Source organism: Candidatus Bathyanammoxibius amoris (genome assembly GCA_024451685.1).
Taxonomy (GTDB): Bacteria; Planctomycetota; Brocadiia; order Brocadiales; family Bathyanammoxibiaceae; genus Bathyanammoxibius; species Bathyanammoxibius amoris.
In genome coordinates this window covers 1-18,857 of sequence record JAMXCW010000012.1, presented here as the reverse complement: position 1 = coordinate 18,857, position 18,857 = coordinate 1, and the positions used below count along the sequence as shown (strand labels likewise).

Annotated in this window: 17 protein-coding genes; 15 read left to right on the top strand and 2 right to left on the bottom strand. The window is 53.5% G+C overall.

What is annotated here, in order from left to right; translation table 11 throughout:
- Window positions 1-79: 79 nt before the first annotated feature.
- On the top strand, window positions 80-442 hold the full coding sequence (locus tag NOU37_07485) for a cytochrome c (protein MCQ4575069.1): 363 nt from the start codon (window positions 80-82) through the stop codon (window positions 440-442).
- 25 nt (window positions 443-467) lie between these two features.
- Entirely contained in the window at window positions 468-1,226 is a 759-nt protein-coding gene (locus tag NOU37_07480; protein ID MCQ4575068.1) for a glucose 1-dehydrogenase, read from the top strand.
- Between the two features lie 10 nt (window positions 1,227-1,236).
- Here NOU37_07480 and NOU37_07475 read toward each other — a convergent pair whose 3' ends face one another.
- Entirely contained in the window at window positions 1,237-1,686 is a 450-nt protein-coding gene (locus NOU37_07475; GenBank protein ID MCQ4575067.1) for a ferritin family protein, read from the bottom strand.
- 308 nt (window positions 1,687-1,994) lie between these two features.
- On the opposite strand from NOU37_07475, the gene NOU37_07470 reads away from it, so the two are divergent.
- The 4 genes from NOU37_07470 to NOU37_07455 all read left to right on the top strand — a co-directional run bounded on the left by NOU37_07470 (window position 1,995) and on the right by NOU37_07455 (window position 4,561).
- Complete coding sequence (locus NOU37_07470; GenBank protein ID MCQ4575066.1) at window positions 1,995-2,927, top strand: dihydroorotate dehydrogenase; 933 nt, start codon at window positions 1,995-1,997, stop codon at window positions 2,925-2,927.
- Window positions 2,908-3,738, top strand: coding sequence for a dihydroorotate dehydrogenase electron transfer subunit (locus tag NOU37_07465; GenBank protein ID MCQ4575065.1), 831 nt, complete (start codon window positions 2,908-2,910; stop codon window positions 3,736-3,738). The genes NOU37_07470 and NOU37_07465 overlap by 20 nt, the downstream gene beginning before the upstream one ends.
- 134 nt (window positions 3,739-3,872) lie before the next feature.
- Window positions 3,873-4,241: a YnfA family protein gene (locus NOU37_07460; GenBank protein MCQ4575064.1), complete on the top strand. Its 369-nt coding sequence runs from the start codon at window positions 3,873-3,875 to the stop codon at window positions 4,239-4,241.
- Entirely contained in the window at window positions 4,229-4,561 is a 333-nt protein-coding gene (locus tag NOU37_07455; protein MCQ4575063.1) for a YnfA family protein, read from the top strand. The genes NOU37_07460 and NOU37_07455 overlap by 13 nt, the downstream gene beginning before the upstream one ends.
- Window positions 4,562-4,600: 39 nt before the next feature.
- On the opposite strand, the gene uvrC is transcribed toward NOU37_07455, so the two are convergent.
- Window positions 4,601-6,460, bottom strand: coding sequence for an excinuclease ABC subunit UvrC (uvrC, locus tag NOU37_07450; GenBank protein ID MCQ4575062.1), 1,860 nt, complete (start codon window positions 6,458-6,460; stop codon window positions 4,601-4,603).
- A 272-nt stretch (window positions 6,461-6,732) separates the two neighbouring features.
- Between uvrC and NOU37_07445 the strand changes: the two genes are divergently transcribed.
- The 9 genes from NOU37_07445 (at window position 6,733) to glmS (ending at window position 18,546) form a co-directional block, all read left to right on the top strand.
- On the top strand, window positions 6,733-8,472 hold the full coding sequence (locus NOU37_07445) for a Na+:solute symporter (GenBank protein ID MCQ4575061.1): 1,740 nt from the start codon (window positions 6,733-6,735) through the stop codon (window positions 8,470-8,472).
- Complete coding sequence (locus NOU37_07440) at window positions 8,469-9,494, top strand: hypothetical protein (GenBank protein MCQ4575060.1); 1,026 nt, start codon at window positions 8,469-8,471, stop codon at window positions 9,492-9,494. The genes NOU37_07445 and NOU37_07440 overlap by 4 nt, the downstream gene beginning before the upstream one ends.
- Before the next feature lie 114 nt (window positions 9,495-9,608).
- Window positions 9,609-10,589, top strand: coding sequence for a biotin synthase BioB (gene bioB, locus NOU37_07435; protein ID MCQ4575059.1), 981 nt, complete (start codon window positions 9,609-9,611; stop codon window positions 10,587-10,589).
- Window positions 10,590-10,718: 129 nt separating this feature from the next.
- Complete coding sequence (locus NOU37_07430) at window positions 10,719-11,858, top strand: M48 family metallopeptidase (protein ID MCQ4575058.1); 1,140 nt, start codon at window positions 10,719-10,721, stop codon at window positions 11,856-11,858.
- A 284-nt stretch (window positions 11,859-12,142) separates the two neighbouring features.
- Window positions 12,143-13,537: a hypothetical protein gene (locus NOU37_07425; GenBank protein MCQ4575057.1), complete on the top strand. Its 1,395-nt coding sequence runs from the start codon at window positions 12,143-12,145 to the stop codon at window positions 13,535-13,537.
- A gap of 351 nt (window positions 13,538-13,888) precedes the next feature.
- On the top strand, window positions 13,889-15,502 hold the full coding sequence (locus tag NOU37_07420; GenBank protein MCQ4575056.1) for an FAD:protein FMN transferase: 1,614 nt from the start codon (window positions 13,889-13,891) through the stop codon (window positions 15,500-15,502).
- Between the two features lie 11 nt (window positions 15,503-15,513).
- The gene (locus NOU37_07415; protein ID MCQ4575055.1) at window positions 15,514-16,050 is read left to right on the top strand and encodes a hypothetical protein; all 537 of its coding nucleotides are present in this window, start codon (window positions 15,514-15,516) and stop codon (window positions 16,048-16,050) included.
- A gap of 149 nt (window positions 16,051-16,199) precedes the next feature.
- Window positions 16,200-16,493 carry a DUF2325 domain-containing protein gene (locus NOU37_07410; protein MCQ4575054.1) on the top strand — a complete coding sequence of 98 codons (294 nt, stop codon included), beginning with the start codon at window positions 16,200-16,202 and terminating at the stop codon, window positions 16,491-16,493.
- A gap of 208 nt (window positions 16,494-16,701) precedes the next feature.
- A complete protein-coding gene (gene glmS, locus NOU37_07405) occupies window positions 16,702-18,546 on the top strand; it encodes a glutamine--fructose-6-phosphate transaminase (isomerizing) (GenBank protein ID MCQ4575053.1) in 1,845 nt (614 codons plus the stop codon).
- The last annotated feature ends 311 nt before the right edge of the window (window positions 18,547-18,857 follow it).

Here is an 18,857-nt window from a genome sequence, read left to right as displayed (position 1 = left end):
TTGATTTTGGTTGCGTTTCCTGCTAGCATTTTGTTGCCAGCCTGTATATTTGTCTGTCTTTTAGTAGGGAATGACGATTATGAAAGATATCCTGACTGCGGTAACGAGTATATTATGTTGTATTGTCATGTTTCTGTGTCCGGCAATGGTTGTTGTTGGGGCTGAAATAGATGCGAAGGCCCTTTACAAGGAGCACTGCACGCCCTGCCATGGTGTGGACGGCAGGGGTACGGACCTGGGAAAAGGGCTGGCAGCAATGGCGGAGGGCATAGAGTTCCCGGATTTCAATGACCCCGAGTGGCAGAAACGAACAACGGACGAACGGATGATAGAGCAGATAACGAACGGCTCTCCGGGCAGGATGTTCTCCTTTAAGGAGAAGATGAACGGAGAAGAGATGAAAGCCGTTGTAGTCTACGTCCGCGGGTTTCCGTCAAGATAGGTACTGGAGCATATAAGCTATGTGCATGGAACAGTTTGAATTGAGGGGCCATGTGGCCGTGGTAACCGGCGCGAGCCAGGGCCTTGGCAAGAGTATGGCCATGGGACTGGCAGAGGCGGGTGCCGATATAGTGATGGTGGCCCGCGGGCCCGTTAAGCTGGCAGAGGCCGAGAAGGAGGTCTCGGACATCGGCGCGCGGACGCTTACGATAGCGGCCGACGTTACCATACCTGAGGACGTTGAGAAGGTGGTCAAAAAAACCCTTGCGAAGTTCAAAAAGATTGACGTCCTGGTCAACAACGTGGGGACGTACATGGGGCAGCCCATAGTGGAGTCGGCGGTCGAGGACTGGTTCAGGCTGATTAACACCAATCTGACAAGCACCTATCTATGTTGCAGGGCCGTTGGCAGGCACATGATAGAGCGACAGAGGGGGAAGGTTGTAAACATGGCGGCGGCCATGGGCGCCCTCGGCGCAAGGAATGCATCCGCTTATTGTGCGAGCAAGGGGGGTGTTATCCAGCTTACTCGCGCGCTGGCCGTGGAATGGGCCAGGTACAACATCAACGTAAACGCCATAGCACCCGGGACGATGGAGACGGAGATTACCAGAAAAATGCTTGAAGACGCAAAGGTCAGAAAGGCGCTGGAGAGCAAGGTCCCCATGAAAAGGCTCGGACAACCTTCAGACCTTGTAGGCACGGTGGTCTTCCTGTCCGCGAGCGGGTCTGATTATATAACCGGACAGACAATATTTGTGGACGGCGGGTTTTCAATACAGTGATGACGCGAGTCTAGTCTTCCTGGTATATGACGTCGTCGTAAAAGACCTCTAAATCTCTCTTGTGTTTCAGCTCTTCCTGCGCCAGCGCCTCCAGGATATTCTTGACCTCCAGGTCGGGCATCTCGCTTGCGAACCTGCTGTAGAACTCATGCGCCTCTTTCTCGCGCTTCATGGCAAAGACCAGCACGTCCTGCAGGCTGGACGTGTCGGTAATCACTCTGTCCTGCAGGTATTCTACAATCTTCAGGTCTTCTACCTTTTTAGACCCCAGTTTCTGCAGTTTTTTTAGATCCAGCCTTTCCAGGGCATTCTTATGCGAGCGCTCCTCTTCGGCAAGCTTGGACACCATGGCCTTGGCGCCGGGATCGTTTATCTTGTCCAACATCCCACGGTAGAGGTTGTAGGCGTTTTCTTCCTTTTCAATAGCCACTTTAATTACGTCGTCTACTGTAATCGACATGTCGGGAAAACCCCTTCCTGGCTTCAGGTCCGCGGTTGTTTAACGTTGCTTGACAGATTCTAGTATTTTTTGGGACATAATTCAAAGAAAAATACCCGGGAAGAGTATAAAGAACTTTCATAGACCGTTTCATTTGTCAAGCAACCGGGGAAAAACCATTTTGCATAGCTTCCATCAAATTCTTGTATGGAATGAAGACAAAGAGGTCAGGGCGTGCCATACAAGATATGTGGCCCTGTCCCTATAATTACCCTATAACTGGTATTTTTTGATTGATATATTTTAGTGTTTTGTTATACTTTGTATCGATGGCGGCGGTAGATATATCTACAGAAATTTCTGGAATAGCGCTCAGAAATCCTACGGTGCTCGCGTCGGGTATCCTTGGCACGAGTAACGCTCTCCTCCAGACGGTGGCCGGCGCGGGTGCGGGCGCGGTCACTACGAAATCAATAAGCCTCGACCCCATGCCGGGCCACAACAACCCCGTCACGGTAGGCTTTGAGGCGGGCCTGCTTAACGCGGTGGGCTACGCGAATCCGGGGCTGCATGCGGCAGCGCAGGAGTTCAGCAACCCGGGCGCCGTGGGTGTGCCGGTGATAGCCAGCGTTATAGGCAGGGGGGTAGGGGATATAGTGAAGGTAGTGGAGGGGCTGTGGAGCCAGGGATTCGCCGCAATAGAGATATCGCTTTCATGTCCCCATACTCCCGGCTTTGGGGCGATGGCGGGACAAAATACCCCAAGTTACGTGCGACAGGTAGTCTCTGCAGCCAGAAGGGTGACCAGCATACCGTTGTTTGTAAAATTATCGGCCGACACGGCAGACATCGCGAAGGTGGCCAAGGCCGCTGAAGAGGCGGGAGCAGACGGTATAACGGCAACGAACACCATAGGCCCGGGGATGATAATCAACATAGAGGCCCGGCGCCCCGTCTTGGGTTTCAAGAAGGGGGGCATCTCCGGACCGGCCTTAAGACCGATTGCCGTCAGGTGTGTCTACGACATATACGAGGCCGTGCGCATACCGATAATCGGGACTGGTGGGGTATCAGCCGGGAGGCACGCCATAGAAATGCTCATGGCGGGCGCGAGCGCGGTCGGTATAGGTACCGCCGTTTGTACCGGCGGTGTTGGCGTGTTTTCTACGGTCTGCGGTGAGATGGAAGACTGGATGGTGAAAAACGGCTATAGTTCCGTGAAAGAACTTATAGGGGCTGCCCATGAATCAGGCACCGAGTAGCAACGAACCTGCCTTTAACGTGCTGGAGCCTACTATCATCAAGATAGACAGGGTAGTAGAGGAGTCCGGCACGTCAAAGAGCTTCTTTTTTAAGTGCGGTGAGTTCGAGTATGAGCCGGGGCAGTTTATCATGCTGTGGATACCCGGCATGGACGAGAAGCCCTTCAGCATCTCCTATCTCGGCGATGATTCCTTTGGGATAACTGTGGCATGCAGGGGCAATTTTACGCGCAGGTTGCACCAGATGAATCCCGGAGAGATATTGGGCGTAAGAGGCCCATTCGGGACGCCGTTTAGCATGGAGAAGGGCAATGCCTGCATTATCGGCGGGGGAGTAGGCATGGCCAGCCTGGCCACGCTTGTAGACAAGCTGGAGAGGGGAATGATTATACAGGGGGCAAAAACTGCTTCAGAGATTCTGTACCGTAACAGGGCGGGGTTCAGCGGCATGACGGTGTTTACGGAGGACGGCTCGGAAGGGACAAAAGGACTGCCCACCAAGAAGCTCGAGGACCTTTACAGCCGCTTTGGCGTCATAAACCTTTATGTCTGCGGCCCCGAACCGATGACTTATAAGGTCCTTGAGTTCGCGCAGAGGCACAGTCTACCGATGCAGGCGTCGCTGGAAAGGTATATGAAGTGTGGTATAGGTCTGTGCGGCCAGTGCTGTTGCGACGGGCTGCGGATCTGTATCGACGGGCCCGTACTCCCCAGAGAGACGCTGGAGACCCTGGGCGATTTTGGCAGGTTCGCCAGGCTGAAAGACGGGCGGAAGGTATCCGTCGAGGAATATATTCAGATGAAGACGTAATAACTAATAGTAGGGGCAGGTCTTGCACCTGGCCTATGACGTTGGGCGGCCGCAAGAGCCGCCCCTACTCAGTAAGGTAGGATGTGTCTCGACGCACCGGTCATAATTCTCTACACTCCCACGATTGTATTATTATGAACAACCATAAACCTAAAATTATATCGAAGACACTGGTTTATTTCTTCCTGGCCGGTCTTTTTGAGATTGGCGGGGGTTATCTTGTCTGGCTCTGGATAAGAGAAGATTATGCGCTGGTAGTTGGGCTTCTTGGCGGCTTAGTATTGTTTCTTTACGGTGTTGTCCCAACACTGCAGCCATCTCATTTTCACAGGATATACGCCGCCTATGGAGGTGTTTTTATTGTGATGGCCATGCTCTGGGGTTGGGCCTTTGACGGTATCGCCCCGGACAGATTCGATGTTATCGGTGCATTCATAGCTCTCATTGGGGTAGCGGTAATATTCTATTGGCCGAGGAAATACGAACAACAATGGCAAAGATAATCATAGTCTCATTGACGCTATTTTTTGCCGCTGCTCTTTATGAGATTGGCGGTGGATATTTGGTCTGGTTGTGGTTGCGAGAACGCAGGGGGATACTCCTGGGATTATTGGGTGTGCCGGTTTTATTCATGTATGGAATCATACAGACGTTTCAGCCAGCACATTTCGGACGAGTCTATGCTGCCTATGGCGGAATATTCATCGTTTCCGCTATTATTTGGGGATGGGTGATTGATAAGAAGAAACCGGACCGCTTCGAGATTATTGGGGCGTGTATAGCGCTGGCTGGCGCTGCGGTTATGATGTACATGCCTCGATAATTTTTATAAGGAATTTCACGCCAGGGTTAAAATCCGTCCCTATGCGTCAGTAGCCGCGGCGTGGAAGTAGTTGTAGATGGCCTCGGCCTGGCGCTCAGGAAGTCCGGCGACCTCCTTTAAATCCTTAAGACCCGCGTCGCGTATGTTCTGTATGCTCCCGAAACACTTCATGAGTTTCGTCTTCCGGGCGGGGCCTATACCGGGAATGGCGTCAAGGGGCGAGCGGTAGAACATCCGCTGGCGGAGTTTCCTGTGATATTCGATGGCGAAGCGGTGCGCCTCGTCGCGGATCCGGCCCAGCAGCATAAGTTCAGATGAGTCGCCGGGGAGGGCGATGGGCTCTTCACTGCCGGGGACGTACACCCGGTCCTGGAGTTCATACTCAAGCTGCATGTCGTTATTATATTTTTTGCGGGCCTTGGCCAGGGCTATCACGTCAACGTCCGTAATACCCGCGTGGGCCATAACCTTCAATGCGACGCCGAGCTGTCCCTTGCCGCCGTCAACCATGACCAGTTGCGGAATATTTTTGCCCCTGTCGCCCCTGCTCGCCTTCTTGTAACGCCTCGATAGCATCTCGTGAATCATGGCGCAGTCGTCCGGCTGGTTGACGCCCTCCACCCTGTATCGCCTGTAGCGGTTCTTGTCGGGCATGCCGTTTTTAAAGGTCACCATCGAGCCTACGGCCAGCTTGCCTCCGATATTGGATATGTCAAAGCACTCGATGGTCTCAGGCAGGTTTCTTAGTCCCAGTGCTTTCTTAAGTCCTGTTAGAATCTTTTTCTGTCTGTCGGGTGTTGCGTGTCTGGCCCGGAAAGCGTTCTCGGCGTTGCGTCTGGCCAGAGCCACAAGTCTCAGCTTTTCCCCTTTCTGCGGGCAGATAACCGAGACCTTATGGCCGCCTGTGTCACTCAGGAATTCCTCGAGCACCGGGGCGTCTTCGGTCCGGGTGGGTATTATTACCTCCTTTGGTATGAAACGGTTGTGGCCGTAGAACTGGTTCAGGAAGGCCCTGAACACCCCTTCAGGAGTGTCGTATTCAAGTGTGAAGCTGTATCCGGCAAGGTCCTCAAGCCTGCCCCTGCGTATGAACATGGCCTGTATCTGAAGTTCCTTGCCCTCGCGATAATAACCGAACACGTCCCTGTCGGTGAAGCTCATCGAGTGTATCTTCTGTCCTTCTATCGTCTCTTCAACGGCCCTCAGACGGTCGCGTGTCTGGGCGGCGTCTTCGTATCTCTCTTCAACCGCCTCTCTGTTCATCTTCTCGCGAAGGGCGTCAATGAGGTCTTGCTTCCTCCCCCTGAGGAACAGGACGATCTCCTCAATCATCGCACGGTAGGTTTTCTCGTCCGCAAGGTCATCGATACACGGTCCCATGCATTTGTCCATCTGGTGGTATAGACATGGCCGTGTCCGGCCGCGGAACGTGGGGTCGGAACACTTCCGTATGGGGTAGAGTTCGTAGATGAACCGGAGCGTCTCTCTGACGGACCGGGAAGATGAATATGGGCCGAAGTAGAGTGCGCCGTCCTTCCTGACCTCGCGCACCACACGTGGGTGCGGGTACTTCCGGCGCATGTCGAGTCTGATACTTACATACGTCTTATCGTCGCGGAGCAGGACATTATAGCGTGGCTTGAACTGCTTAATCAGGTTGTTTTCGAGTATCAGGGCCTCTTTTTCCGTGTCCGTCAGTACAATGTCTATGTCGGCTACCCTTTTAACAAGTTGGCCGATTAATGGCCTGCCGTCCCCGCCCTTATGGAAGAAATATGTCCTGACGCGGGAGCGCAGGTTTTTTGCCTTACCCACGTAGATTACCTTTGAACGGGAATCTCGCATCATATAGACCCCGGTCGTGGTCGGCAGCGTCTGTATTTTTTTTGTAAGCTGCATAGAAAAAGTCCTTATAACCGGTAATTCCAACCTTTAGTAATTATAGCAGAGATGGATATTGGCTGCCACGTGGTTTAAAGTCCAAATGTGACCCATCATGTTTAGGGGGATATAATTGATAATCCAACCCCGGCAGGGATGGAAAAATCTTTGACTTGAACGTATACCGCTGGTAGCATTGCCGTCCGATGATGGGTAACTTCGAACAACTGTCCCCTGTGGAGTCCAGTCCGCCTTAGGCGGACCAATAGACTCCAGAATTATGGGCGTTAATGGGTCTCTCGCTCGTAGACTGGGTCATCATTGGTCTTTACTGCAGCCTCTCCCTGGGAGTAGGCGTCTATTTCTCCCGCCGCGCAAGTAAAAACATACAGGAATTCTTCATCTCCGGCCGCTCCCTGCCCTGGTGGCTCCTGGGCACTTCTATGGTGGCCACCACCTTCGGCGCCGACACCCCGCTTGCCGTCACAGAATACGTAAGGAACGACGGCATCTGGCGTAACTGGTTCTGGTGGAACGTGGCGCTGGGCGGGCTCCTGGGGGTGTTTCTCTTCTCACGGCTCTGGCGCAGGGCGGAGGTGTTGACGGACAATGAGCTGATAGAACTTCGCTATTCAGGCCGCCCGGCCGAGATACTGAGGGCGTTCAAGGCAGGCTATTTCAGCACAATATACAACTTCGTAGTAATGGGCTGGGTGATTCAGGCCATGGCCACCATCCTGCAGGTGGTGCTGGGCATACCGCCGGAGATGCAGTGGATTTCTATCACCGTCTGCGTCTGTATCGCCCTTACCTACGCGGTGCTTTCCGGGTTCTGGGGTGTCGTGGTCACGGACATGTTCCAGTTCATCCTCTGTTTCGCCAGCTCTGTCGTCCTTGCCCTCTATTGCCTGGATGCGGTGGGTGGTATAGACGAACTGAAGCTGCAGCTCGCGCAGTCGGCGGGCGGCACCGATGTTACCATGAATTTTTTCCCGCCTCTCGACATAAAAGGCGATACTGGTTTTCTGGACTCCCCGCTGTTCACGTTTCTAATATTTATCACCGTGATGTGGTGGTCTTCGCACAACGCGGACGGCGGCGGCTACATCATCCAGCGGATGCTGGCGGCCAAGACCGAGGCCCACTCACTGGTGGGTACGCTGTGGTTTAATATCGCGCATTACGCCCTCAGGCCGTGGCCGTGGATTATAGTCGCGCTGGTCACCATGGTAACGTTCCCTGAGATCACGAAGAGTCACAGCAAGGAGGCGTATCCGATGGCCATAAACGCCTTTCTGCCGAGCGGCCTGAAGGGGATGCTGGTGGCGTCGTTTCTTGCGGCGTTCATGTCCACAATCGACACCCATCTAAACTGGGGTTCCAGCTATTTTATAAACGACATCTACAAGAGGTTTATCAAGACGAGCTCGTCAGAGCGCCACTACGTGCTGGTCTCAAGGATAACCTCGGTGGTACTCATGGTGATGGCGGGGATTGTGGCCTCGCAGATGAACTCAATCACGGCGGCGTGGGAATTTCTTATACCTATGTCGGCGGGCATCGGGCTGGTGCTTATACTCAGGTGGTTCTGGTGGCGGATAAACGCCTGGTCTGAGATATCGGCCCTGGTGGCCTCTATGGTCATAAATATACCGCTCGTGGTAATGCACGTCCCGGTACAGCAGAGGTTCATGGTTATCGTGCCGTTCTCGATAGTGGTGTGGGTGTCGGTCACGTTCCTTACACAGCCGGTACCGGTTGAGCAGCTCAAGAAGTTTTACACAAAGGTCAGGCCCGGCGGCCTCTGGGGGCCGGTAAGGAAGGAACTGCCGCACATAAAGCGGGGTATACTGGGATGGGGCTTGCTGGTAGAATGGTTCTCCGGCGTGGCGCTCATCTACGGCGCGACGTTCGGCATAGGAAAACTTATATTCCACGATTACACGACGGGCGCCGTGCTCCTGGCTATAGCGGCCGTTGGCAGTGGGGTTATAGCGTACAGGCTGACCCGGAAGGAGGCGTTTAGTTGAGCGGCGGTTTGACCTTGGGCGTGAGCTACTTTGGTTCCAGGCACCTCGATCACGTAAAGCGGGATATGGCTGAGATTGCCGGTTCAGGTTGCAATATGGTGGTCCACACCGTGAGCGAAGAGGACATGACGTATTACCCGGAGACCATTGTCCAGATAGTAAAGGCCTCCAAGGAGGCGGGTCTTCAGGTGTTTCTTGACCCGTGGGGAGTGGGCAGGGTATTCGGCGGCGAGGCCTTTTCCAATTTTATCGCGATGAACCCCCGTGAGCGGCAGCGCATGGAGCTGCCGGAGGGCGAACTGTCGGCGGACAAGGCATGCCTCAACTCCTCAACGTTCAGAAAGATGATGGAGGCGTGGGTGGAGCTTGCCGGCCATTCAAACGCGCACGGCGTGTTCTGGGACGAACCGCATCTGTACTATGGAGAACTCACGCCGCTATTCGGGAAGAAGAGAGACGTGTGGGGCTGCTGCTGCGGTGTGTGCAAGAGATTGTTTCGCGAGAAATTCGGCTACGAGATGATGGGGCAGTTTTCCGAGGACGTCACACGGTTCAGGCAGGCGACTATACTCGGGTTTATTGAGTCCCTATCCGGGCTTGCCGTGAGCAAGGGGCTGATAAACGCCCTCTGTGTCCTGCCCTTTCGCAACCCGCGGTTCGGCATATACGAGTGGGAAAAGGCCCTTGAAAATAAATACCTGAGCATATTCGGAAGCGACCCCTACTGGCTGGCGTTTGACAGGGATGTGGATGAGTTCGTGCGCAGCGTGTCGCGGGACGTGGTGGCGCTCTGTAAGACGTATGATAAAGAACCGCAGTTATGGATTCAGGGGTTCCGTGTGCCCGCCGACAGGGAGGACGAGGTGAAGAGGGCCATTGAGATTGCCCGTGACGAGGGTATAAAAAATATTGCCGTATGGTCGTACGGCGGCAGCGGGTGTATGAGTCATCTGCGGTCGGAACGTCCCGAAGAGCTATGGAAAAAGATTTCCGATACCTTTAACGGGCTGCGGGGCAGTTAATGAATCTGCAGGGACTGCCTGGCGCTCCGCCGAAGGCGGACGGCCTTGCGGCCGCCCTGGGACTTCTGTAGGGGCAACCCCCTGTGGTTGCCCTGCGACAGAGGAGTAGTTGAAGTGGATAATCATATAAGGGTGTTAGGCGAAAAAATACTGGAAGGGTGTGAGGTCACCCGTGATGAAGCCGCATATATCTGCGGCCTCAACGAGACAGACGCCATATACGACCTCTTGTACTGGGCCAACAAGATAAGGCATAAATTTCTGGGGGATGAGATAAGCTGCTGTGCCCTGGTGAGTGTGAAACAGGGGAGATGTGCCGAGGACTGCGGCTTCTGCGCCCAGTCCGCACGGTTTGATACCGCCGTAGAGGGCTTTGCCCTTATGGGCGGGGAGGGCCTTGCGAGCGCCATAAGCGGCGCGGCTGAGCCGGCTGCCGGGTCGCTTGGGATAGTAACAAGCGGCAGGGAATTGAGCGATGATGAAGTGGCCAGACTGTGTGAGGGTGTCGGGGGGGTGAACGGAACAGACGGCATTCACCTGCACGCGTCGCCAGGGCTGCTTTCCCCGCAAAATGCCCAACGGCTAAAGGCCAGCGGTATAAGGCGCATTAACCATAACCTGGAGACATCGCAAAGGTTTTTCCCGCGGCTCTGCACCACGCATAGTTACAGCGATCGGCTGCGCACCATCAGGACGGCCCGGGAGGCGGGTCTTGAGGTATGCAGCGGCGGCATATTCGGCGCGGGTGAGTCACCGGACGACTGGCTCGACCTCGCATTCACGCTGAGGGAATTGGACGTTGACACGGTGCCGCTTAATTTTTTACATCCTATCCCCGGTACGCCGCTCGGCGGCGCCAGGGCGCTTGCCCCGATGGAGATTCTTAAAATTATTGCGCTCTATCGGTTTGTACTGCCGGCGAAAGAGATAAAGCTGGCCGGCGGCAGGGAAAGAAACCTGGGAGACCTGCAGAGCTGGATATTCTACGCCGGTGCCAGCAGCATAATCATTGGCGGTTATCTGTCTACAAGGGGGAGACCGCCGGAAGAAGACCTCCGCATGATATCCGACCTGGGCCTGAAGATAAAAACGTAGGGACGGTACTTGCGAGCGACAACGAGAGCTGGTCTTGTGGCATACGGAATTCGTTGTTGTAGCGTCGGGTCTCCGTACCCGACGTTTCTTGCCTCCACGTCCGATGCGGAGATCGGACGCTACAATTTTATGATAACAGAAAAGACCAAAACGGACGTAGGAGCAAAGTCCAAAGAATACGCAAGGAGGCGCTATGCGCTGACCATTATCAACTTAATCGTCGGCATTGGTTTCCTGCTCTTCTTGACGCTGTACCTCACCTTCCCGCTCAAAGACATTGCGGCGGGATTCACCCAGGGGTATTATCTTCAGCTCGGCGTTTATTACCTGTGCTTCTGCCTGCTGTTTGCCGTTATAAGCCTGCCGCTTGATTTCTATTCCGGCTACATACTTGAACACCGCTACGGGTTGTCCAACCAGACCATTGCGGGTTGGGCTAAGAACGAATTGAAGGGCGCGGGGCTGGGGTTTGCTATAACCCTCCCAATGATAGAAGCGGTATATTTTCTGATAAGAAATTTTGGTGAACACTGGTGGATACCGGCCGGGATACTTTTCATGCTGGTTAGTGTGGTGCTTGCGAGGATAGCGCCCGTGCTCATACTGCCGCTGTTCTATAAGATTACTCCACTGGAAGACGAGGGGTTGAGGGAGACGCTAACCCCGCTGGCCGCGGACGCCGGTGTCACCCTGGAGGGCGTCTATAAAATGGACCTGAGCAGGAACACGAAGAAGGCAAACGCGATGCTCGCGGGTCTTGGCAGTACACGCAGGGTCATCCTGGGGGACACGCTTCTCTCGAACTTCTCGACGGATGAGATTGCGGTGGTATTCGCGCACGAATTAGGCCACCACGTATACAGGCATATATGGAAGTTTCTTGCGGTGGCCGGCATCGCAGGATTTGCCGGCCTGTACATAGCGCAAGGCCTCCTGGAGAGGTTTTTATTAGAACTTGGTTTTGAGCACACGTATGATATCGCCACTCTGCCGCTGTTGCTGCTTATACTGGGTGTGTTTGGCGTCATTATATTACCCCTTCAGAACTGGTACAGCCGTGGGCTTGAGGTGCAGTGCGACCGCTACGCGCTGGACAAGACCGGCAAACCCGGCGACTTTATAAGCCTGATGACAAAACTCGCCGAGAACAACCTCGCCGACAAAGACCCCTCCGGCATAATCGAGTATCTGTTCTACGACCACCCGGCCATTGCCAAACGTATAGACATGGCCCGGCGGTGGGCCGCTGATACGGCTGGCGGCAAATAAGAGCTGAAGTCTATGTGCTTTTATGTAGAGATTTAACGGCCTCCTCACTGTGTTATCTTTCCCTAGCGAGCCCGTATCTTCTTGTTACAACAGACTTTGTGAAGGTGTCATGGTTTTTATGGAAAAACATCTTGACGGGGGGTACGGATTAGGGTAATCTCTGCGCGTGAGTCTCAGTCTCAATTCATGTAACAAATAATAGTCATTGCTGAAGGCCTGTGCAAGAGAGATTAGTATGCGACACGGAAGAAATCCAAAACAAAGCGAGAAAGGAGAAATGTATTATGAGGGTCGTAATAGGGATGGCGTTTTTTCTAATGATTTTTTTGATTCCGTCTCAGGGCGTACTGGCGCAGGAGGACCTGAGAAACAAGGTCGACAGGCTGGAGAAACAGGTGCAGGAGTTGAAGGAGATGCTTGTGGGACAGCAGGTGGCTGCTGCGGAGAGGGAGAGGAGGACTGCTGCGGAGCTTGCTGAAAAGGGTGAGGGACGTGAGAAGAAGCCGGAGGAGCCCGGCAGGCGGGGGGACTTTACCCTTTCGGGCCTCTACATACCCGAGAGGGCTGAGGAGTTTGCTCAGGAGGAGGTTTCACCGCAGTTTGGCGGTATCTACACAAAACCGTTTCTGCGCAGAATGGGCAGGAACACCTACCTCGGCGGCTACATGGACGCAAGCTACAGGGCGCAGGAGGGCAGCGACAACAGGTTTGAAGTGCTGCGGTTCGTCCCGTTCATCTATTCCGACGTCTCGGACAGGGTGAAGGTTGCCGCGGAGATTGAGTTTGAGCACGGCGGTGCCAACACTAAACTCGGCAATGTCGGTGACGCCAAGGTATTGGATGGAGAGGTGAAGCTTGAATTTGCTACGGTTGATTTCTTGCTTCGGGAAGAGATAAACCTGAGGGCCGGTTTGATCCTGGTGCCTCTGGGGAAATACAACCTTGTTCACGACGCCCCTCTTCAGGAATTCATTGACAGGCCGCTTGTGGACAGGTTTATTATACCAACCACGCTCACGCAGGCGGGTATGGGATTTTATGGTACTTTCTTTCCGACGGAGTTGTCAAAGCTGGATTATGAGATCTACGCGACGAACGGCTTTGGCAACAACATAACAAAGAGCAAAGGCATTCGTGACGCCCGTTTCTTCAGGTATGACAGGAGCAACACAAACACCCCCGGTGTTGTGGGGAGGGTTGGCTTCAGTCCGTTCTTAGGACTTGAGTTCGGCGGCTCCTTTTTTGTCAACAAGTACGACGATGATAACTACTTCTACATAAGTGCTTTTGATTTTGCATTTGAGAAGGGACCGTTTGAACTCGTGGGTGAAGGCGCGTACACGGACCTTCAGAGGAGTAAGAGTGTCAGGACGAACCAGCCGTCCCTGCCGCCCAGTATGTGGGGCTACTATGCCGAGCCGAGATGGCACTTTATGCCGGAGTTCATTCGAAAGGTGGGTCCGAATTTCTTTAAGGAGGAGTCACACCTCACGCTGGCCGCGAGGTGGGATCAGATAGACAAAGGGTCCTCAACGTACAATAACAGGGCCAGTTTCGGCCTCAGCTTCCATTACACGGAGGATACGGTGTTCAAGGTGGACTACGAGTGGAATATGGAAAGCGGCCAGGCCCATAAGCGGGACAATACGTTCGCCTTCGGTGTGGCGACGTTCTTCTAAAATCGTTATGAAGGGGGGATGCTTTTTAGTAGAATGGGTCTTCTGAAAAAAATTATCCCTTTTGGAATGCTGTGCCCAAGGTGGGCCGGGCCCATACATCCGGTGTATCGGTGTACATTTACTCTCCCCCCTCAAGGGATGGGTGGGTAATAAAGGAAGGCTCTAAGGGGCTACCAGGTGAGTATGAGTCATACAAAGGTCTACAAATTCACACGTCTTTCTGAGTTTTTTGGGCGAAGAATCTCCAAGATGCGAGATTCTTCGGTCGTTTTACTCCCTCGGAATGACAATCATACAAGCTGCACCAGCGGCGGCCAGCCACGCCTTTATGCAGGATTATTCGGACGTTTTATGAGTATGAGACACGGGTTATTGATTGTTATCATAGTTGCCTTGATGGTGTCAGTGACAGTGACACCGGCATCGGCACAGGCCTATAAGGAACCTGAGCCTCCCGGCAATTTTGAGGTCCAGGTCTATCTTACCCGGGAAGAAGCCCTCTCTAAGATGTTTCCGGAGAGTGATGAGATTCTCAGGGACTTGATTATCCTTACAGAGGAGGAAAAAAGGGGCCTTGAGGGGCGCCTGAGGAGGAGCATTTACGAGCAGGGCTTTGAGGTGTTTATAGGCAGAAAAGACGGGGAGGTTCAGGGGTACGCCATCATAACCGAGGAGATAGGCAAGTTTCACCCCTTTATGTTTATTGTTGCGGTGGAGCCGAAGGGCAGGATAAAGGACATGGCGGTCCTTGTCTACAGGGAGAGCCGTGGCGGAGAGGTGGTGAGGAGGCGGTTCCTCCACCAGTTTATCGGGAAGACGGTTCGCAGCCCCATAATGGTAAACAGGGATATCATAAATATCACGGGCGCCACCATGTCGGTCGTTATGATGTGCAAGGGGACGAAAAAGGTGTTGGCCGTGGTGGATGAGTTTTATCTGAGTGGAGACCGGGGGCTGGAGAACGCGGTCGCTCTTGTGCCGGGAGCTTCATCCCTGGAACCACCGGAATTGATACGGGAGACGAGGCTCATTATGGGGACGTTTGCGGAGGTATCCGTCTACAGTCCCGATAAGGACGTGGCGTCGCTGGCGGTTAAGGAGGCCTTTGAGGTGATGGACGGGCTTGACGCACTGATGAGCAATTATAAGTCTTCAAGCGAACTCTCACGCATAAACCGTGAGGCGCCGCATGGGCCGACAGAATGCGACCCTGTGCTCTTAGAGGCGATCGAAGAATCGCAGGGTTACAGTGTTCTTACCGGGGGGGCATTTGATATAACCGTCGAGCCGCTGGTGAATAAGTGGGGATTTTATACCGGTAACGTAAGCGTACCGGATGCCGGTGAGATAGAGTCCATACTGCCCGCCGTGTCTTATGAGAACATAGAAATTCAGGAACAGGGTGAGTCCGGGTCAATCTTCTTCAAGCACCCGGACACCAGGATAGACCTGGGCGGCATTGGAAAGGGCTTTGCCGTTGACAGGGCCGTTGACATGCTTAAGGGACGCGGGATAACGTCCGCCCTGGTGAATCTCGGGGGAAACATATATGCGCTCGGCCATCCGCCCGGTGCCGATACCTGGAAGATAGGCGTACAGCACCCCAGAGACAAAGACGTTCTCCTGGGGTACATAGAGCTGGTGGACATGGGGATCGCGACCTCCGGCGATTACGAAAGGTTTTTTACAGTGAACGGGCAGAGATATTCGCACATAATTGACCCCCGGACCGGGATGCCTGCCAGTGGAGAGGTCATCAGTGTAACGGTGGTCGCCGGGAGCGCGACGGAGGCGGACGCCCTTTCAACGGGGGTATTTATTCTGGGGCGTGAACGCGGCGCGGAACTCCTGGAAGGCCTCAAAGACGTGGGTGCCCTCATTGCCTATGAGCATGACGACTACGACGATATCGGTTTTGAGATGGTCGGGTCCGTAAAGGAACTGTTCAAAGAAGAGAAGACCTGAGGGGAGAAAAAATGCCTAAACGCCTGTGCACTGCTTCCCTAAGTAACAAGACGGCGATAAGTTTTTTCCTCATACTCATGGGCCTGAGTATGGGCATCTCGTTCTGGATGTTCTCCCAGAGGACGGATTTTTCGCCGCACAAGGTCGCTGTCTACTACGTCGGGAACGTCAGTGAAGACGAGCCTGAGGACGCGCCCCTTCCGGAGGAGGGTATGGTATTTCCAAAGAGCGCGCGGGAGATGTCCGAATCGTTACACGTGCATGCGTTTATGATACCTCTTATATTCTTTGTGTTGTCGCGTATACTGAATATGACCGGTATCAGGGAAGGGATTAAGGCTGCCACCCACGTCACGGCCTTTGTGGGTATAATACTAAATCTCACCGGGCCGTGGCTCGTACGGTTCGTTTCTCCCGGTTTTGCCGTATGGCTTATCGCTTCATATATTTTGCTCGGGGCAGTGGCTATGGTCTATATAATCCTTCCGATGTACGAGATGTGGGGTGGAGTGGATGAGGGGAGAGCTGGCAGAGTTGCGAGGAGGTAAAATTTTTTGACTGATGAGCGCGCATGAGACTCATTTGCAATACAAGCTTCTTTATGAGACGAGACTCAATGAGACGAGACTCAATGAGATGAGACTCACGCGTTGTTTCACAGGCGGTTTTTTTGTTTTATAGCAGGAGGTCTTAGATAATGTCCGTACTAATAGTAGGTGGTGACAATCTTGGTTCTATCCCCAGAGAGCTTGTTAAGCTGGGTGCTACCCGCATAGAGCATATGACCGGCAGGAAGAAAAACAGGGGCTTTAGAAACGGCATACCTGAGAATATGGACCTGATAATACTTCTTTACGACTACGTTAATCACAACATAACTAATAAAGTGAAGGAGGTGGCAAGGTCACGAAACGTCCCCATCGTGTTTGCCCGCCGGTCGTGGACGTCTATCTATGAGCAGCTAAATCGCTTTCCGGTTTTTAAGAGCTGAATGCGGGGCATAGTACAGTATATCTTAAGAAATCAGTCAGCATCCAGTAGACGTTCGCATCATAAATCTTGCCTTTAGAGGAAGATTCTGCTAACATGTGACAATCATTGTTTTTGTAATGCTCTAAGAGAGACTACAAAATTGTGTATGTCATTTTTCGGTTGTTTTACTTCCTCAGAATGTATAGAAACATAACGGGGCACGGTCAATGTGCGGGATAGTAGGATATGTGGGCGGCAAAGAGGTACTGCCTATCCTCATAGAGGGGCTCAAGAGGCTTGAGTACAGGGGGTATGATTCTGCGGGGGTAGCCTACATAAACCCTGATGAGGTCGTGTGCGTCAAGTCAGCAGGCAGGATCGAGACCCTGAGCCGCGGGCTGGAGGGTTCTCGCTGTGAAAGTACGATAGGCATAGGGCACACCCGCTGGGCCACACACGGCCCGCCTTCCGTAAAGAACGCCCACCCACTCATGGATTGTGGCCGCAAGATTGCCCTGGTCCATAACGGCATAATAGAGAACCATGATTATCTGAGGTCTATGCTCAAGAATGAGGGTCATAATTTTGAAAGCGAGACGGATACAGAAGTGCTGGTGCATCTGGTGGAGAAATACTTCCGTGGGGATCTGGCAGACGCCCTGAGCAAGGCGCTGCTGGAGGTTGAGGGGACCTATGGACTGGCGGCCATATGCAGTGATGACCCGGATAAGATTGTGGCGGCCAGGTTTGGGAGTCCCCTGGCAGTGGGCCTGGGAGAGGGCGAAAATTTTGTAACGTCAGACGTAGCGGCCATACTCAACCACACAAAGAAGGTGGTGTATCTGGAAGAGAGGGAACTGGCCGTGCTGACCAGGGAGAAGGTGGAGACACGCAGCATCAGCCCTGTAGCGGACAGGTGCTACGTGGACGTGCGCATTCGTGCCGAAGAAATTGAATGGGAGGCGGACAAGATTGAGAAGAAGGGCTACCGGCATTTCATGCACAAAGAGATCCATGAACAACCCGACTCCCTGTTAAACGTGATGAGGGGCAGGACGGACACCGACCATTCAAGCGTCCGGCTGGGGGTATTTCTTGAGGAGCAAAAAAGACTTAAGGGGATGAAGCGTATAGTTATAGTGGCATGTGGCACCTCCTGGCACGCAGCCCTGGTGGGGGAGTACATGCTGGAGGAATACGCGCGCGTGCCGGTAGAGGTGGAGTATGCCTCAGAGTTTCGTTATAGAAAGCCGATTATCGAAGAGGGCACGCTGGTTCTAGCCATAAGCCAGTCCGGCGAGACCGCCGACACGCTGGCGGCCATGCGGGAAGCGAAGAAGAACGGCGCCCGCACACTCTCAATATGCAACGTTGTGGGGAGCACAATCGCCAGGGAGGCCGAGGGGGGCATCTACCTCCACGCGGGGCCTGAAATAGGGGTCGCGTCCACAAAGGCCTTTACCTCACAGATAGCCGCCCTGTATTTGATGACAGTCTTTCTGGGCAGCAGGAGTATTCTGGAAGAACAAGACGTCTACCGTATGATGACGGATCTGAGAAAGGTTCCCGCGCAGGTCGGGGAGATACTCAGGAGAGAGAAGCAGATAGAAGAGCTGGCCGCATTATACAAGGACAGCGAGAACTTTTTGTATCTCGGCAGGGGCTACAATTTCCCGGTGGCCCTTGAGGGCGCGCTTAAGCTGAAAGAGATATCATACATCCACGCCGAGGGTTATCCCGCGGCCGAGATGAAACACGGCCCCATCGCCCTAATCACAAAGGACATGCCGGTTGTTTTCATCGCCATAAAGGACAGCACCTACGCCAAGATTCTGGGGAACATCGAGGAGGTGAAGGCGCGGGGCGGCAGGGTAATTGCGATAGCCACCGAGGGAGACACGGAGATCTCTAAAAAAGTCGACCACGTATTCTACATCCCCGAGGCCCCTGAGCCGCTGACCCCAATCCTCTCGGCAGTCCCCATGCAGTTACTGGCCTACCACATGGCCGTCATGCGCGGCTGCGACGTCGATAAACCCCGCAACCTCGCCAAGAGTGTGACGGTGGAGTAGCAAGCGCATCCCTCAGCATTTAGTCGAGCAAGTCGAAACGAAAGTGAGACCATGATTATGAAGCGGTGGGGAATAGTAATATATAAGGACTTACGTGTGCGAGTTGACCATCTGTAATCGATATGCTTGTCCTTATTCAAGCTATATACTGTCAATAGCATCCCGTAAGTCATTTTCAAGTGCTTTAGTGTAAACGTTTAGGCTTGTCAAGGCGGATTTGTAGCCTAGCAGGGCCTGTATCTGTTTAGCGTGACGATTCTTGCTTCCTAATAGGGTGGAAAACATGTGCCTTAAGTTATGACAGCTCAACC

What these genes read in the sequence shown, in the direction of transcription:
- NOU37_07460 (MCQ4575064.1), top strand. Translation starts at nt 3,873, where the DNA reads ATGAACAACCATAAACCTAAAATTATATCGAAGACACTGGTTTATTTC.
- NOU37_07410 (MCQ4575054.1), top strand. Translation starts at nt 16,200, where the DNA reads ATGTCCGTACTAATAGTAGGTGGTGACAATCTTGGTTCTATCCCCAGA.
- NOU37_07455 (MCQ4575063.1), top strand. Translation starts at nt 4,229, where the DNA reads ATGGCAAAGATAATCATAGTCTCATTGACGCTATTTTTTGCCGCTGCT.
- glmS (MCQ4575053.1), top strand. Translation starts at nt 16,702, where the DNA reads ATGTGCGGGATAGTAGGATATGTGGGCGGCAAAGAGGTACTGCCTATC.
- uvrC (MCQ4575062.1), bottom strand. Translation starts at nt 6,460, where the DNA reads ATGCAGCTTACAAAAAAAATACAGACGCTGCCGACCACGACCGGGGTC.
- NOU37_07425 (MCQ4575057.1), top strand. Translation starts at nt 12,143, where the DNA reads ATGAGGGTCGTAATAGGGATGGCGTTTTTTCTAATGATTTTTTTGATT.
- NOU37_07485 (MCQ4575069.1), top strand. Translation starts at nt 80, where the DNA reads ATGAAAGATATCCTGACTGCGGTAACGAGTATATTATGTTGTATTGTC.
- NOU37_07420 (MCQ4575056.1), top strand. Translation starts at nt 13,889, where the DNA reads ATGAGTATGAGACACGGGTTATTGATTGTTATCATAGTTGCCTTGATG.
- NOU37_07445 (MCQ4575061.1), top strand. Translation starts at nt 6,733, where the DNA reads ATGGGTCTCTCGCTCGTAGACTGGGTCATCATTGGTCTTTACTGCAGC.
- NOU37_07480 (MCQ4575068.1), top strand. Translation starts at nt 468, where the DNA reads ATGGAACAGTTTGAATTGAGGGGCCATGTGGCCGTGGTAACCGGCGCG.
- NOU37_07475 (MCQ4575067.1), bottom strand. Translation starts at nt 1,686, where the DNA reads ATGTCGATTACAGTAGACGACGTAATTAAAGTGGCTATTGAAAAGGAA.
- NOU37_07430 (MCQ4575058.1), top strand. Translation starts at nt 10,719, where the DNA reads ATGATAACAGAAAAGACCAAAACGGACGTAGGAGCAAAGTCCAAAGAA.
- NOU37_07470 (MCQ4575066.1), top strand. Translation starts at nt 1,995, where the DNA reads ATGGCGGCGGTAGATATATCTACAGAAATTTCTGGAATAGCGCTCAGA.
- NOU37_07465 (MCQ4575065.1), top strand. Translation starts at nt 2,908, where the DNA reads ATGAATCAGGCACCGAGTAGCAACGAACCTGCCTTTAACGTGCTGGAG.
- NOU37_07415 (MCQ4575055.1), top strand. Translation starts at nt 15,514, where the DNA reads ATGCCTAAACGCCTGTGCACTGCTTCCCTAAGTAACAAGACGGCGATA.